The organism is Notoacmeibacter sp. MSK16QG-6, assembly GCF_024158145.1.
Taxonomy (GTDB): Bacteria; Pseudomonadota; Alphaproteobacteria; order Rhizobiales; family Rhizobiaceae; genus Notoacmeibacter.
Map to the genome: position 1 here is coordinate 555,578 of NZ_JAMYXM010000001.1, position 16,160 is coordinate 571,737.

At 58.7% G+C, this 16,160-nt stretch carries 16 protein-coding genes; 11 read left to right on the forward strand and 5 right to left on the reverse strand.

Going from position 1 to position 16,160, the window contains the following annotated elements; translation table 11 throughout:
• The first annotated feature begins 7 nt into the window (after positions 1-7).
• Genes NIM86_RS02700 through NIM86_RS02710 form a run of 3 tightly spaced genes read left to right on the forward strand, consistent with a single transcriptional unit; the run spans position 8 to position 2,442 of the window.
• Positions 8-934, forward strand: a complete 927-nt coding sequence (locus tag NIM86_RS02700) for a 3-keto-5-aminohexanoate cleavage protein (protein WP_253378896.1) — start codon at positions 8-10, stop codon at positions 932-934.
• Between the two features lie 2 nt (positions 935-936).
• Positions 937-1,665, forward strand: coding sequence for an NAD(P)H-dependent oxidoreductase (locus tag NIM86_RS02705; protein WP_253378897.1), 729 nt, complete (start codon positions 937-939; stop codon positions 1,663-1,665).
• A gap of 30 nt (positions 1,666-1,695) precedes the next feature.
• Positions 1,696-2,442 (forward strand): SDR family NAD(P)-dependent oxidoreductase, encoded by a 747-nt coding sequence (locus tag NIM86_RS02710; RefSeq protein ID WP_253378899.1) that lies wholly within the window; start codon positions 1,696-1,698, stop codon positions 2,440-2,442.
• Between the two features lie 90 nt (positions 2,443-2,532).
• On the opposite strand, the gene NIM86_RS02715 is transcribed toward NIM86_RS02710, so the two are convergent.
• The 5 genes from NIM86_RS02715 to NIM86_RS02735 form a co-directional block, all read right to left on the reverse strand.
• Entirely contained in the window at positions 2,533-3,336 is an 804-nt protein-coding gene (locus tag NIM86_RS02715) for a sugar phosphate isomerase/epimerase (protein ID WP_253378900.1), read from the reverse strand.
• Positions 3,337-3,343: 7 nt separating this feature from the next.
• A complete protein-coding gene (locus NIM86_RS02720) occupies positions 3,344-3,955 on the reverse strand; it encodes an NIPSNAP family protein (protein ID WP_253378902.1) in 612 nt (203 codons plus the stop codon).
• A complete protein-coding gene (locus NIM86_RS02725) occupies positions 3,942-5,708 on the reverse strand; it encodes an FAD-dependent oxidoreductase (RefSeq protein WP_253378903.1) in 1,767 nt (588 codons plus the stop codon). The genes NIM86_RS02720 and NIM86_RS02725 overlap by 14 nt, the downstream gene beginning before the upstream one ends.
• Positions 5,709-5,774: 66 nt before the next feature.
• Entirely contained in the window at positions 5,775-6,599 is an 825-nt protein-coding gene (locus NIM86_RS02730; protein WP_253378904.1) for an IclR family transcriptional regulator, read from the reverse strand.
• Positions 6,600-6,635: 36 nt separating this feature from the next.
• Positions 6,636-7,718 (reverse strand): Gfo/Idh/MocA family protein, encoded by a 1,083-nt coding sequence (locus tag NIM86_RS02735; RefSeq protein WP_253378905.1) that lies wholly within the window; start codon positions 7,716-7,718, stop codon positions 6,636-6,638.
• A gap of 115 nt (positions 7,719-7,833) precedes the next feature.
• On the opposite strand from NIM86_RS02735, the gene NIM86_RS02740 reads away from it, so the two are divergent.
• From NIM86_RS02740 to NIM86_RS02775, 8 genes are all read left to right on the forward strand, one after another.
• Positions 7,834-9,570, forward strand: coding sequence for an FAD-dependent oxidoreductase (locus NIM86_RS02740; protein WP_253378907.1), 1,737 nt, complete (start codon positions 7,834-7,836; stop codon positions 9,568-9,570).
• Positions 9,570-10,526 carry an NAD(P)-dependent oxidoreductase gene (locus NIM86_RS02745; RefSeq protein ID WP_253378908.1) on the forward strand — a complete coding sequence of 319 codons (957 nt, stop codon included), beginning with the start codon at positions 9,570-9,572 and terminating at the stop codon, positions 10,524-10,526. Before NIM86_RS02740 ends, NIM86_RS02745 begins: the two co-directional genes overlap by 1 nt.
• 130 nt (positions 10,527-10,656) lie before the next feature.
• Entirely contained in the window at positions 10,657-11,463 is an 807-nt protein-coding gene (locus NIM86_RS02750) for a shikimate dehydrogenase (protein WP_253378909.1), read from the forward strand.
• Between the two features lie 37 nt (positions 11,464-11,500).
• A complete protein-coding gene (locus NIM86_RS02755) occupies positions 11,501-12,631 on the forward strand; it encodes an ABC transporter substrate-binding protein (RefSeq protein ID WP_253378911.1) in 1,131 nt (376 codons plus the stop codon).
• Positions 12,632-12,818: 187 nt separating this feature from the next.
• Entirely contained in the window at positions 12,819-13,697 is an 879-nt protein-coding gene (locus tag NIM86_RS02760; protein WP_253378916.1) for a branched-chain amino acid ABC transporter permease, read from the forward strand.
• Entirely contained in the window at positions 13,694-14,665 is a 972-nt protein-coding gene (locus NIM86_RS02765; RefSeq protein WP_253378917.1) for a branched-chain amino acid ABC transporter permease, read from the forward strand. Before NIM86_RS02760 ends, NIM86_RS02765 begins: the two co-directional genes overlap by 4 nt.
• Positions 14,662-15,420 (forward strand): ABC transporter ATP-binding protein, encoded by a 759-nt coding sequence (locus NIM86_RS02770; RefSeq protein ID WP_253378918.1) that lies wholly within the window; start codon positions 14,662-14,664, stop codon positions 15,418-15,420. The genes NIM86_RS02765 and NIM86_RS02770 overlap by 4 nt, the downstream gene beginning before the upstream one ends.
• Before the next feature lie 5 nt (positions 15,421-15,425).
• Positions 15,426-16,151 (forward strand): ABC transporter ATP-binding protein, encoded by a 726-nt coding sequence (locus NIM86_RS02775; RefSeq protein WP_253380678.1) that lies wholly within the window; start codon positions 15,426-15,428, stop codon positions 16,149-16,151.
• Positions 16,152-16,160: the final 9 nt, after the last annotated feature.

Sequence of the window (16,160 nt, forward strand, 5' to 3'; positions counted from 1 at the left end):
GACGCTCATGTCACGCAAGATCATCATCACCTGCGCCGTCACCGGAGCGATCCACACACCGTCGATGTCGCCATATCTTCCTGTCACGCCATCCGAAATTTCGGACGCCGCGCTCGAGGCGCGGAAGGCGGGCGCGGCGATCGTTCATCTGCATGCTCGCAATCCGCGGACCGGCCAGCCCGATCAAAGCCCGGAAGCCTACGAGCCGTTTCTCGGTGTCATCAAACAAAGCTCGGATGTCGTCATCAACATCACAACGGGCGGCGCGCCGACCATGGGAGTGGAGGAGCGGCTAAAGCCAGCGGTCGTTTTCAAGCCCGAGGTCGCATCCCTCAATATGGGATCGATGAATTTCGGCATCTATCCGATCCTGGAAAAGATGAAAGAGTTCAAACACGACTGGGAGGAGCCTTACATCGAAGGCTCCCGCGACCGGGTTTTTCGCAACACATTCGCCGACATCGAAGGCATTCTCACAACCTGCGCGGATAACAGCACACGCTTCGAGATCGAGTGCTACGATATCGGCCATCTCTACACGCTGGAGCACTTCGTGCGCCGCGGCTATGTGACCCCGCCATTCTTCGTGCAATCGGTCTTCGGAATACTGGGCGGGATCGGAACCCATTCAGAGGATGTGCTGCATATGCGCCGCACGGCAAACCGGCTGTTCGGAGGCGATTACCGCTGGTCCGTCCTCGGCGCCGGTCGCCACCAGATCCCCATCGCGATGCAATCCGTTCTGCTCGGCGGGCATTTGCGAGTCGGGCTGGAAGATTCGCTCTATTCCGGTCGCGGAAGACTGGCAAAAAGCAATGCCGAACAGGTGAGCCTGGCCAGGGAGATGGTGGAACATCTCGGTTTTGAAGTCGCAACTCCCGACGAGGCTCGAGAGATCCTCAACCTCAAGGGCGGCGACAAGGTGGAGTTCTGATCGTGACGGCGCAGCGAAACATCCTCATCGTCGTGGCTCATCCGGAAGCCAAATCCTTCAATCACGCCATGGCTCACGCCGCTGCTCGGACTCTGCAGGAGGCAGGGCACAAAGCCATCGTTTCCGATCTTTACGCCGAAGGCTTTCGGGCCGACATCGGCCGCCACGATATGAGCAGCATTGCGGATGCGGACCACTTTCATATACAGGCCGAACAGGCCGAGGCCACACGCCAGAACGCCTTTGCAGATGACATCGCTCGTGAGCAGTCGCGGGTCGCCGAGGCGGACAATATCATCCTGCAATTTCCCCTTTGGTGGGGCGCGCCGCCGGCCATCCTGAAAGGCTGGCTCGAACGGGTGCTCGCCTACGGCTTCGGATATGTCGACGGCAGGCGGTTCGACGCGGGTCTTTTTCTGGGTCGCCGCGCCATGTTGAGCGTAACGACTGGAGGCACGCCCGCGCGCTTCGCCGAAGACGGCGTTTACGGTCCGATCGGCCCCATACTGATGCCTATCCAACGGCTAGCTCTCGAATATATGGGCTTTGACGTTTCGCCTCCCTATGTGGCGCACGGCGTGCCGCGATCCGATGACGACGAACGCCAAGCCCATCTCGATGCGTTTGCCGCCGCCGCGCTCAAAATGGCCGAACTTCCGGTCAACCGAACCGACGACTACCGCACCGCGCTCGATATGGCGCCTGAAGCGGCATGGAGCCGGCCTGGCTAAAGCACGCTGCGCCAATATCTGGAGGACGCTATGGAAAAAGGATCGAAGCTTTCAGGAAAGGTGGCCCTCATAACCGGTGGCTCGCGAGGAATTGGAGCCGCTATCGCGAAACGGATCGCGTCTGACGGCGCCACGGTCGCCATCGCCTATCGCAGTGATAAAACGTCCGCCGAGAATGTCATCGCGACGTTGGCCGAACATGGATCCGAAGCGAAAGCATTTGCCGTCGATATCGCAAAACCGGAAAGCTGCGAACAGCTTGTCCGTGACTGCATCGAAACATACGGACAGCTCGACATTGTGGTGAACGCAGCGGGGGTGGCGGAGTATCGTCCTCTGGAAAAGACGGACGCCGATCATTACCGCGCACTTTTCGACACTCACGTTCTCGGCACGCTCAGCCTGACGCGCGCCGCTGCATCGGCCATGAACAATCCAGGCCGAATTGTTCACTTCTCATCGCGCCTGATGGATAGTCCAATGCCAGGCAGTTCGGTTTATGCTGCGTCGAAGGCGGCAGTGTCAGTCCTCACGCTCGCACTCAGTCAGGAATTGGGACCGCGCGGCATCACGATCAACGCCGTTGCTCCCGGACTCATCGAAACCGATATGACCGCCGCTGCCGTTAAGGAACGCGGCGATATGTTGCGCGCCAACACGCCGCTGCGCCGGATCGGCCAGGCGGAAGACATTAGTGGACTCGTCGCGTTTCTCGTCTCGGATGATGCGCGGTGGATCACCGGGCGAACGATACGGGCCGACGGCGGCCTGCTATGAGAATTTGCAGCGCCCTTTCAGCCTCGTATTTCTCCGACCGGATGGATCGGCACACCCCGGTTCTACCGCAACAGAGGTGTGCCGGCAGAATTAGGCGATGAGATGTTTCGCCTGCCTTAGATTGCGCTCAGCCCATTGAAAAACCTCATCTCTGCCAGAGATTTCCGCGTTCGGAACCTCGATACTGAGCGTAAGCGTTTCCGGAAGCGCGTTGACCAGACCCGTCAGGTCGATATCGCCATCGCCTGGGGGCAGTCGATGACCACGAGCGATTTCGATCATCGCTTCGGTTGACGGATCGAACGGCTTCCGCCCATCACAAAGCTGGGCATAGTTGAGAAGAGCCGGCGGCATGTCCGCCACCTCTGCAGTGGTGCCCCCGCTTCGATCCCAATGGAGAGCGTCGATCAGAACGCCGCCATTTGACCGATCAGCTCGCTCCACAACGGATCTCGCCTGAGAAAGCGTTTTTACGCCGGTCCAGGGCATGAATTCCAAATCAGCCGTCAGACCGTAAGGAGCAGCCAAATCACAGAACGCGCCGAAAAGTCTCGACAGGCTCTCGTGATCGTCGTCGTCGCCAGCCACCAGAATATTTTTCGCACCGAATTTCGCACCGAGATCGAGAAACGGTTCGAATTGGTGAATATCGGTTGCGTGCCCAAGTCGGGCGATCTCGATATCGGCCAGGCGGACATTATGGTGTCGAAGCGCTTCCGACACCCTCTCCTGCAAAGCCTTATCGGTCATGATAGCCGGTGCCTTTTCACCCGGAGCAGCAGGGAGAAGGCGCAGACCGACTGCATCGTATCCCGCCTCCGCCGCAATCTCGACCGCAACATCGGGCGCAACGCTCCAACACGTCAGAAACGCCAGCGAGTACTCTCTGGTCATCTTCTGATTACTTCAGCGGCGAGAAGGGCAATGGCTTGGCGATCGCACTCGTCATGGTCGGCGTCAGCCAGTCGGGTCCGCCTTTCGCAGGCCATTTGCCGTCTGCAACCGATTGCGCGCGCGCCTTTTCACGATCCGCCAGCGATTTGTAGGGCCAGATTTGGGTAACGCGGGGCGCGCCATCGAGACCCCACATGGCTACCGTCAAAGGTGAATACTCCGAACGATCAGGGATCGCGCCCCGCCATAGATCCTGGGTAGTTTTGATGCCGTTGAGTTTGGCATCGTAGGTCCGGAACTCGTAATACGGGCCAAATTCTCCGGCCTCGACAGCCGGAATAAAATCGAAGGGCTTGTAACTTTCAAAGCGAAGATCGACGAGATGCTCCATGCAACCCATCGGATCGTCAGCCATGATCGCACGTTCTCGCTCAGCCATCATTTCATCGAGAGAATCGAAGCTGCGCAGCAGCAGCACCTCGTTCAGCGGACCGATATCCGTTGCGAAGGCACCAAGAAGTGTTCCCGCTCCCTCGCCCAGCCATCTCTCTATTCCGGGCGCCGCCTTTCCTGCTCCGAAGATGACCGTCTTCAGCGTGGCGATCTCATAATAGGTCATTGGAATGCATCCTTTCTTTGGAAATGGATTCATGGTTGGAAATGCTGAGGACGGGCTCCCCGCTGAGGAGACGTCCGGTGACGTAGCCAAACGTCATGCCCGGTCCGAGCGTGATACCGCCGGAAGGATAATGCCCGGCCATCACTGAAACAGCGTCGTTGCCAACAGCGTAGAGGCCATCAATGGGCTGCTGCTCCTCGTCTAAAACGCGGCCTACCGCGTCGACGCTGAGTCCCGCGAACGTGCCAAGACTGCCGGGCACGAGTTTGACGGCGTAGAACGGCCCCTTATCAAGCGGGCGCAAGGACGGATTGGGATAGGGATTGTCGGGCCAACCCTGCACGCGGTTATAAGCCGACGAGCCCCTTTTAAATTCCGGATCGAGGCCGTCTTTGGCGAAGCGGTTGAAAGTCTCGACAGTTTGCTCAAGCGCACCGGCAGGCAGTTCGATCTGGTTTGCCAGGGCGCGCAGACTGCGGCCCCGTTTTAGATATCCGCTCTTCAGGTGCGCCTTAAGCGGAAACGGGAAAGGCTTGGCCGCGCCTATTCCAAACTGGCGCTGCGCGCGATGGTCGCAGATAAGCCAGCATGAGGGGTCTTCGCCTGACGGCGTATCTTCGAACAAGGCGACCATGAAATCGTAATAGCTGTCCGCCTCGTTGACGAACCGATGGCCCCGGCGATTGACTGCAATGAAACCCGGCTTGGCGCGGTCTACGAGATGCGGAAAATTAATCGCCTCGTCGCCTGCAGACGGCAATTGCGAAACCGGAGCCCAGGCCGCCATCTCCGCTACCGTTGTATCTGTTCGCGCGCCAACCGCCTCAGCAATCCGCAACGTCTCACCGGTATTGGCCCGCGGCGCGGCCGACTGATGACCGGTAGGACCATGGGCGGGAAACAGGTCCCCTTGCCTTTTGCCGTCATGAGGGAAACCGCCACCCGCCAGAATAACCCCCTGTCGTGTTCGCACATGAAGCGTTGTTCCGCCGCGACACAGCTTTGCGCCGATTACGCGATTTTCTTCGCATATGAGTTCGCACAGCGGAGAGTCTGACCAGAGGCGCACACCGAGCGAATTGGCTTTTTTAAGCAGTCGTGCGACCAGGGCATTACCGCCGACCAGTTGCATGGAACGGCCCTTGGTTGCCAGATCGAAGCCGTGTCTCGCCAGTCTGCCGGCCACATAAATCATCGAACGAAAAGAGCGCGTGGCCTTGAAGAAATGCGCCATGTCGGACCCGCTATTGATCGCCATGCCGGCGACGGTGAGCGGTTGGAGAGGTTTTCGGAGTTTGTCGATCAGAGTGCCAAGATCGCGACCGTCCATCGGTTCCGCCGTGACCGACCGCCCGCCCGCACGGGCACCTTCATGCTCATAGAAGTCGGGCACGCCATTGCCATCGAGCCAGCGCATCGCGCCGATGCGAGACAGGAAATCGACCATCTTCGGGCCGTTCTCGAGAAATACGTTCAGCCGGTCGTGATCGGCCCGATTGCCAAGAAGCGTATCGAGATATTGGCGTGCCTCGCCATTGTCCTCGATAATCTGCGCTTCCCTGGCCAAAGAGTTTCGCGGTATCCAGAGCCAGCCGCCGGACCAAGCGGATGTGCCCCCGAACACATTGGCTTTTTCCGCCACCACGACATCAAGACCGCCATGCGCAGCCGTGATGGCAGCGGTCAATCCTGACGCTCCCGAGCCGACCACAAGCACATCGCAATATTCCGCTTCCGACGGCCAGGACTTCACGATTCTAAGCTCCCCTTTCGCCAATGGTGCGCGTTGCCATGCCAATCGAAGTATTAACGGCCTGCTTCACTGGGCGACCGCCCTCGATGCGACTGCTTCCGCGCAGTGTGACGCGAAAAGACGCGACCCTTCAGCCGCGGCGCCAATCTCGTCGGCGGCGCGCTGCAAGGCTGGCAGTTTTGTCTCCATGGTCTCATCGTCGAGGCGGACGGCTGGGCCGGCAATTGAAAGACAGCCGATGACCTTGGCGTCCTTACTACGCCTTACAGGCACAGCCATTGCCGCCATCCCTTCGATGTAGCTGCTGACAGCCGTCGCGTAGCCGCGCCGCCTCGCCGTATCCAGCGCCTCCAACAATTCCGCGATTTTGATTTCACCACGTACGCCGACGACGACCTTGTTTGCGGCGTTCTGGGCAGACACCCGCATGAGCGCTTCTTCGTCGCTCATGGTGGAAAGCCAAGCCCTACCGCCGGACGTCGTCGCGAGATGGACACCTACACCCTGCTCGCGGCCGGGGTCGTAGCGCAGGCCAGCGAGCGCGCCCTGGGCCACCGCGACCCATACGAGATCGTCTCCATCGATGACGGAGAGCCGCACCAATTCTCTGGTTTCGCTAGCAAGCCAATCCAAAATCGGCTGGACAATCTCAGTGATCCCGTTCTTTCCGAGATATGTGAGGCCCAGGCTCGCCAGCTTGAGAGTCAGGCCGTAGTCACCCTGCGAACGAAGCTGCCGCACATAGCCATGTTCCGACAGCTCTCTCAGCATGCGATGCGCGGCAGAGGCCGGAATGCCGATATCGTTGGCAATGACGCTGACACTGGCGCCATCTGGACGCGTCGACAAATATTCCAGGATCGCAAGAGCCCTCTCCATCACGTTAGCCATGATCGTCTCCTCTCAAAAATGAAGGTTTCCAATCGATCATGTGGCTGAACCGCCACGCAATGTCACGGTACGCTGGGACTGCGCGCTCTGCTGAATGGCTTGGAGAACAAGAAGATTCATGACCCCGTCACGCGCAGTGGCGATGGGCGGCGTCTTATTGTCTATGACGTCGAGAAAATGTTCGATCTGGCGAATGTAGGGGTCGGCAGAAGCGTGAGGGAGCGCTCTGGCAGACATGGATGTCGTCCATTGCCTCGCGCCATCATGGGTCCATAACGAAAGATCGGGCAGAGAGAGCCCGCCTTCGGTTCCTGCAAAGATATGCGAGGCGGCGTTTATCGACGGAAAGCGTTCTGGATTTTCGCCAGCCGTCAGATCCCATGCCCAAGGCCCGACGCCCGCGTCCGTCACGATAATCGAGATCAGGCCACCACCGGCCATTCGCAACCCGATAATTGCGCCGTCCTCGACCAGATGCCCACGCCGTGACGGCGACACCTGCGCCACAACCGATTCGACCTCTCCAAAAAGAAAGCGAATGAGATCGATCTCGTGGATAAGGTTGATGAGGATCGGCCCGCCGGATTGGGGTTCGGTGCGCCATTTCAAGTCGAAGTAGCTGTCTGGCTTAAGCAGCGTGCAACTGATGGAGCCGGTTACGAGATCGCCGATCAGCATCTCGTCAATGGCGGTCCTTGCCGCCTCGATGATTGGGTTATGCCGGCGCTGATGGCCGACAAGCACCGGCACACCGGCTTTCTCCGATTGAGCGGCGATGATTTCAGCCTCTTCACAACTGTGCGCGAGAGGCTTTTCGATCAGGAGCGGAATGCCGCGTTCCAACATTCTCGCGCCGAGCGGGACATGAAGAGCGTTAGGCGCCGCGATGATCGCGCCATCGACGGCCGTGACATCCAGATCTTCGGTTCGGCAAACGTGACGGCATCCGTGCCGCTCAGCAAGCTGCCCAGCTGCCGGGTCGGGATCGACGATCGCATGCAAAACCGCATTCGCGGCACGTTCGATTGCCGCGGCATGAGTGCGACCGATCGCACCTCCACCGAACAGGGCAATCCGCTTTTGCATGACGAAAACCTCCCAACTCACCGTCGTGAGCATCAACATAGCCGATAAAAATTAAAATGGAATAGCATTCTATTATTGAATATTATTCTATTTTATGCGATATGACCCCGGTGCCCGATGGTTGACGGCATGATTTGGGAGGAACCGAGTGCCAGGATCGATAAGCATCCGACTGCCGAAGAAGGCCGAGTACGACCTCGTCGTCATCGGCTCGGGCGCAGCGGGCATGGCTGCCGCCACCTTCGGGGCGATGGCCGGATCTTCCGTCCTTCTTCTTGAAAGAACGAAATTTGTCGGCGGCACATCCGCCTATTCGGCCGCCACGACGTGGGTTCCCAACACGCGCTTCCGCGACATGCTCGGCGCGGAGGACAGCAAAGAGAATGTCCTGGCGTTTCTGGATCGCGCGGTCGGGAACCGGGCGCCACGGGCGCTACGAGAAGCGTTCGTTGAAAACGGCCCGTCCGCCATTCACGCCCTGCATGACGAGACGTCGGTCAAATTTCGAGGGCGGCCCTTCCATCCAGACTATCTTCATGAGCTTGAAGGATCGACATCGTTTGGACGGGCGCTGGAGCCTGAGCCATTCGATGGATTGGAGTTGGGCGACGATCTTGCTCTGATACGACCGCCTATTCCGGAATTCACCATCCTTAACGGCCTGCAGATCGACCGTGACGATATTCCGCATCTTCTGGCGATGAAGAAGAAATTCGGATCGTTCACCTATTCGATGCGCCTTGTCGCAAAATATTATCTGCAGAGGCTACGCCACGGACGCAGCACGCGCCTATTGATGGGCAATGCGCTGATCGGCCGCTTTCTGTGCGAGTTGAAAAAACGCGACGTTGCACTGGCAGTCGAAGCGAAGACTGAAGACCTTCAGCCAGTCGGCTCCGGTTCATGGCGGCTAAAGGTATCTCAGCGCGGATCGAGCAGCGAGATTATCGCTCGTCAGGGCGTCATCTTGGCGACGGGCGGATACGGGCGCAATCCGCAGAAGCGTGAGGCCATGCTGCCTCAGCCTACCGCGCCTTATTCGCCAGCAGCTCCAGGACATACCGGCGAACTGCATGACATCGCCCTTCGCCAAGGCGCTCATTACGGCGAGACCAACGCGCAGCCGGCCTTCTGGGCGCCGGTATCTGTCCGCCGCAGAGCGGATGGAAGCGAGGCCGTTTTTCCTCATTTCGTGCTCGACCGCTCCAAGCCGGGCATTATTGCTGTCGGGCGCGACGGAAAGCGCTTTACGAACGAAACGCGAAGCTATCACGAGTTCGTTTCGGCAATGTATGCGGCCAACAACGACGGATCGCATATGCCGGTCTTTCTCATCGCCGATGCCAGGGCCATTCAAAAATACGGTCTCGGCATGGTGCGCCCGGGCACGACCAATCTGAAACCCTTTTTGGCGGATGGCTATCTGAACAGAGGCGGCAGCCTCGCCGAGCTGGCGGCGGCGCTCGATATCGATGGAGATGCCCTCGAGGCGACTGTGGATCGCTACAACGGCTTCGTCGCAAAGGGCGTCGACAAGGATTTTCACCGAGGGGAGACGATCTACGAGCGGGCCAATGGAGATGCATCGCACGGCCCCAACCCAACGCTGGGGTCGCTCGACAGAGGTCCGTTCTACGCCGTCAGTCTGTGGCCCGGCGATATCGGCGCAGCGACCGGGCTTGTCGTCGACGAACACGCCCGACTTCTGCGGGAGGACGGAACCGCCATCGACGGGCTCTATGCCTGCGGCGCAGATATGAACTCCATCATGGGCGGCGTTTATCCCGGTCCGGGCATTACTATCGGTCCGGGTATCGTCTTTGGATATATTGCCGCCAATCACGCAGCGAAAAGCGCCATATCGGTGGCACGGCAGGTCGCGTAATGAGCGATCTTCGCGACAAAACGGTTCTGGTGACGGGCGCGACCGGATTTCTCGGTGCGTATATCGTGCGAGACCTCATGGCGAAGGGATCGAATGTGCGCGCATTCGACCTTCACCCCAATCGGGATCGGCTCGATTTCGTCCAGCCGGGACTGTCCAAGCGCTGCACCATAATCTCCGGTGACATTTGTGACGGCGACGCCCTTCAGCGAGCCATGGAAGGCGCCGACGCCATTGTTCATCTGGTCGGCCTTATGACGATCGACTGCGCCAATGATCCGCTCGCGGCGCTTCGCGTCAACCTGATCGGCGGCCAGACTCTACTGAACGCGGCTATCGCCGAGGGTGTGAAGCGTATCGCCTACGCTTCATCGTCGAGTGTCTATGGTGACGGCGATGGCATATCGCCGAAACCGGCAAGCCTTTACGGCGTCCATAAGCTCGCGCTGGAAGGCATGGCGCGTTGTGCGTGGCTCGATCACGGCCTGGCCTCCGTCGGCTTTCGGCCAGCTATTGTCTACGGCGCCGGCATAAGTTCCGGGATTGCTTCAGGACCTTCGCGCGCCATTCGAGCAGCGGTATCGGGCCAAAAGTCCGAAATCGGCTTCAGTGGCAGGGTGGGATTTGTCCATGTGGAAGATGTTTCGCGCGCATTCGTCCAAGCGCTTGAAGCATTGTCCAGCGGCAGCCCGGTCTACGATCTGAATGGGGTTGGCGCCAGTGTTCATGAGTTTGTTGAAGAGTTGCGCGGCCAAGCGCCTGACGCTGCGGTCGCTATAGCCGATAAGCCTCTGAAAATACCCCAGGAACTTTGTGGCGGAGACAATGCGCCCTGGTTGAATGCCCTGCCTGTAACGGGACTTAGAGAGGGGATATCCCGCACCCTTTCAGCATGGAAAAATAGCTTGTCGATAGAGCGACCAGACGTCGCCCAAGCACGGGAAAGCGTCGCATGAAACCGTTTGCCTTTGCACGAAATTGTCCAATCGAACCGTCCTGCAATCCATTCGCACAGATGAGCACAGCCCCCACTCTGACGACTGAATGTCAGCGCAGCCGCCATTCAACCGTAAGAGGAACAGCTACATGCTGAAAGCACAGCTGGATGGAGAGACGGTTCTCTTTCCGATAGCGGGCGACCCTATCGCACAGGTGAAATCGCCTCCTATCCTGACCAACATTCTGACAAGCCGTGGCCTCAACGCGATGGTGGTGCCAATGCATGTCGCACCGGCAGATTTCGCGGCGTTCGTTGCCCTGATGGCGAGGATCGGCAATGTCGGCGGTCTGATTGCCACCGTGCCTCACAAGCGGGCCGCGCTGGAGGCATGCGACGAGCCAAGCGAGCGCGCCAGTTTTGCCGGATCAGTCAATGTGATGCGTAAAACGGCCGATGGCCGCTGGATCGGCGACAATACCGACGGGCATGGTTACATGCAGGGGGTTGCCGAGCGTGGGTTCGATATACGGGACAAGCGCGCTCTGCTTGTCGGCGTCGGTGGAGCAGGGTCGGCAATCGCCTTTGAAATTTTGGACCGCGGTGCGGCGCACCTTGCCATTCACGATGTCGATGAGGTGCGCCGCGACGAAATGATAGCCCGTCTTGAACAACGCTTTCCAGGGCGTGTCGGAATCGGATCGCCCGACCCGACCGGCTTCGATTTCGTCGGCAATGCCACGCCAGTCGGCATGAAGAACGGCGATCCCATGCCAATCGATGCTGAAAAATACGTGGCCAGCCAATTCGTAGCAGACAGCATCACCAAACCGGAAGTCACACCGCATCTGCAAATCGCCAGGCAGAAAGGCTGCGCGGTCATGCCTGGCATAGGCATGCTGGATGCTCAGGCGGAGCTTCTGGTGGATGTCCTTACAGGACAGAACCTGAATTAGAGCACGCTCTATCGAATACAGCACAGGGAGGAACATCATGCTGAAAACGATAATGGCCGGTACGGCCCTCACAACGCTTCTCGCCATCTCACCGGCACTTGCCCAAGAGGTGAGGATTGCAAATATCGCCGAACTTTCAGGCGCAGGCGCGGCGGCCGGTTCCGTCTGGGCCGACGGCGTACATCTGGCGATTGACGAGATCAACGAGAATGGCGGTATTCTGGGCCAGAAAATCCAGTTCTCCGAGTATGACAGCCAGACAGATCCGCAGACATCGCGCGCCTTGGTGCAGAAAGCGATCGACGAGGGAGCCTACGCGTTGCTCGGCACCGTCTATTCGTCCTCGACAGTGGTCAATATGCTGGTCGCCCAGCAAAACGGCATCCCGCAGTTCACTGGCTCGGAAGCTCCGTCCATCACGTCCAAGGGCAATCCATACATTTTCCGCACAACCTACGGCGCCCAAAAAGGCATGCCGAAGATCGGCACGTTTCTGAAGGACGAACTCGGCGTCAGCAAAGTTGCTATTGCTTGGGCCAACACCGAATACGGCAAAGGCGGCCACGACGCATTTGTCGTGGTCATGGAAGAACAAGGTATCGAGGTCGTCGCAGACGTGCCTTCCGAGCAGGGACAGGCAGACTTCTCTGCCGATGTTCTACGCATCAAGAATGCCGGGGCGGAAGCCGTCTTTGTCTATCTGACGGAAGAGGAAAGCGCTCGTTTCCTGATCGAGGCGAAAAAGCAGAACCTGAATATTCCGACGGTCGGCGATACGGTGCTCGGATCGCAAAAAGTGATCGATCTGGCTGGCGGCGCGGCCGATGGCGCGATGAGCCATGTGGGCATCACGGCCGAAGCGCCGATCCCCGCCATGCAGGAAATGGCCAAGAAGTTCGAAGAACGCTTTGGCTACCTGCCGGACCACAACGCGATCAAGGGTTATATCGGCGCGTACTCGATCAAATACGGCACTGAAATGGTCGGCGAAGTCGACAGCCAGGCGCTGACCGACAAGATGCATGGCCTCTGCCTCGACCCCGCCGAATATCCGGGCGTTCTGATGAAGATCTGCTGGGACGAGAATGGCGAGGTGAGCCGCGAAAGCTTCATTGTTGAAGTAAAGGACGGCAAGCAGGTCGTGTCCAAAACTCTGCCAGCCAACTGATACTCCCCGGATGCGGCCGCCGCGAATTCAAATATCAGTGGCGGCCGCAAACGATTGACGCAAAATAGGCAGCGCTCCGCCGCTCTTCGAACCGGCATGCCTCGTTGTGGCTGCGCAGCGCGACTTACAGCTTGCGGCAGGTCGGGTCGATTTCGGGCCGGTGTATCCCAAAAGGGAAGACGTCATAATGGCTGAATTTCTTCAACTGGTAATTTCGGGCCTGTCGGCCGGGGCGATCTATGCGCTGGCGGCAGTCGGCTTCACCTTGCTTTGGCAGGCTTCGCAGACGATCAACTTCGCGCAGGGCGAATTCGTCATGCTTCCCGCCTTCTTCGTACTGGCTGGCATGACGGTGTTCGGCCTGCCGCTATGGCTTGCCATTATCGTCGCTTTTCTGCTTTCGATCCTTTTGCTTGGCGCGTTTTTCAAGAAGTTGATCGTCGAGCCGATGCTGCCGAACGGCGTACTACCCCTAGTGATTGCGACCATCGCGCTCGGCCTCCTGATGAAGGAGAGCGTGAAGGAATTCTATTCCTCGCAAGGCCAGCCATTCCCTTCGCTCTTTCCAAGCGACACATTTCAAATATTCGGAGCGGTGGTTTCGCTTCAGGATATCGGAAATCTGGTCGTCGCTTTTGCCACGATCATCGCGCTACAGCTCTTTCTGCAACGGACACGGACTGGCCGGTCGATGCAGGCCGCCGCGCAGGACCCCCGCGTGGCCGAGGTTCTCGGCGTCGATGTCAAGCGCATGGTTCTCTACACTTTTCTGATCAATGGCGCGCTGGCCGCCATTGCATCGATTCTCATTTCGCCGATCTATCTGGCCAAATTCTCCAACGGTGAAACGCTCGGCCTTGTCGCGTTCACCGCAGCGATCGTCGGCGGCTTCAACCAGATTCGCGGCGCTCTTGTCGGCGGCCTTCTCATAGGCGTGATCGACAATCTGTCGGCGGTGTATGTGTCGGCGCAATATCGCGCGGCAATTCCTCTCATCCTGCTGATCCTCATCATCATGCTGCGCCCGCAAGGACTGGTCGGCGATTCCGAAGGAAGAACGGTATGAAGGCGCTTCGCATAATCGCTATTCTGGCTGGCCTTGCGGCGCTTGTTGTCGCGCCGCTCAGCCAGGGCAATTACATGATCTATATCCTATGCTCCTGGCTGATTTTCACAATCTCGGCCATGGGCCTGAACCTGACGCTCGGCTACGCCGGGCAGGTCAGTCTGGCGCAGGCGGCCTTTATGGGCATCGGAGCCTATAGCACCGCCATCATCACCATGGCAGGCGGCCACTGGATTTTCGGCCTGTTGGCGGCAATGTCCCTGACATTCGTCATCGGTCTCGTTCTGGGCTACCCCGCGCTTCGCGTGCAGCACCACATGCTTGCTTTTGTCACACTGGCCTTCAACGCCATCGTGTTTCTTGTCTTGCGCAACGAGGACTGGCTGACAGGCGGTTCGCTTGGAATCGTCGGCATTCCGCGCCCATCCTTCGGACCGCTCGATCTTTCCAGGCAGTTGCCGTTTTACTACTTCGTGCTGGCGATCTTCGTTATTTCCGCCGGCGCGCTCGCTTGGATGCTTCATTCTCCTTGGGGGCGAGCCTTCAAGGCGCTTCGTGAAAATCCTATCAGAGCCGCCTCGCTGGGCCTCGATACCCGGCGCATGACGTTGCTGGCATTCGCGATCGGCTCGGCGTTCGGCGGTCTGGCTGGCGCTTTGCAGGCACCGCTCGTCCAATTTATCGAACCGGGTTCTTATACGCTCATCCTCTCGCTTCGGGTTCTGCTCATGGTGATCGTCGGTGGCGCCGGCTTCTTTTTCGGACCGATGCTCGGCGCCGGCATCGTGGTTCTGTTGCCAGAGTTTCTGCGCTTCACCGAGGGCTATTACCTCATCATCTACGCGCTACTCGTGCTCATTCTCATGATCTTCTCGCCGACCGGCCTTATCGGGCTCGGCAAGAGACTTATGGAATCGGTCAAGCCGCAAACAGCGCGCCGCGATATGACGCAGGGAGCGCAACTATGACGGGTCAGCCGGAGGTTCTCTCCGTCCGCAATCTCACCAAGGACTTTGGAGCGATACGCGCTGTCGACAATGTCAGCTTTGAGGTTCGCAAAGGAGAGGTTCTGGGCCTTATCGGCCCAAACGGATCGGGCAAATCCACCTTGTTCAATTGCATCCTCGGTCAGTACAAACCGACCGAGGGCCAGGTCTCCATCAACGGTGAAAGCGTATCTGGCCAGCCAGCGCACATTCTCAACAGGCTCGGCGTCGGCCGCACGTTTCAGCAATTGTCCGTCTTTCCCCAAATGACGGTGCTCGAAAACATCATCATGGCCGGCCAGGAACATCACGGCACGATGCTATCGCGACTTTTCGGTCCGTCCGATGCCGGTCTTACACGCGAGGCCGAGGAGCTAATCGCTTTCTTCCGGCTTGAGCATCTACGCGACGAGATGGCCGGCGCGCTGTCCTACGGACAACAAAAGCTTGTCGACGCCGCCATGGCGTTCATGGCCGGACCGAGCCTTGTCCTGCTCGACGAACCTGCTGGCGGGGTCAATCTGACCATGCTTTCCAGCCTCAAAGAGCGTCTGGTTGCGTTCAACCGCGAGCACAATGCGACCTTCGTCGTGATCGAACACAATATGGAATTTGTCATGTCGCTCTGCAGCCGGATTATCGTGCTCGCTCAGGGCGCGATCATCGCTGAGGGATCGCCTGACGAGATCCGCTCCAACCAGCAGGTCATCGACGCGTATCTGGGAGGCGACGCATGACAGCGATGCTCGAACTCAAAGATCTTTATGGTGGTTACGGCAAAATCACGATCCTCAACGGTACAAGTTTCGCGATCCCGCCTGCATCGATCACAACGGTTATCGGACCGAATGGCGCTGGCAAATCGACCGTATTCAAAGCGATATTCGGCCTGCTTGACATTCAATCCGGCCAAATTGTCCTGGACGGCGATGAAGTGACCGGCCTGACGCCGAAGGAAATGATCAGGCGCGGCGTCACCTATGTGCCGCAGGGCCGCAATGTCATCCCACATCTTTCGGTCTATCACAATCTCGAGCTGGGCGGCATCTCAGCGCCCGATCCCAAGGTCGTCGCCCGTCGCATCGAGACTGTCATGGACCAGTTCCCCATGCTGCGAGAGTTTCGGTCACGCAAGGCAATCGAACTTTCCGGCGGCCAGCAGAAACAACTGGAAGTGGCGCGCGCGCTTCTGTTGGAGCCAAAGCTGATACTCATCGACGAGCCATCGATTGGTCTGTCGCCAAACCTGGTTCAAGGCGTCTTCGACACGCTGCAAAAGCTGCGCGACAACGGCGTTACCATTCTTATGGTCGAACAGAACGCCAAGGCCGCGCTTGCCATGAGTGATTACGGCATTGTGCTGGAACTGGGACAAACGCGGATGCACGACAAGGCCGATATTCTTTTGAACGACCCGAAGGTCGGCCATCTCTTCCTTGGCGGCCATATGGAGGAGGAAGGCGTTTAATTGATCGTC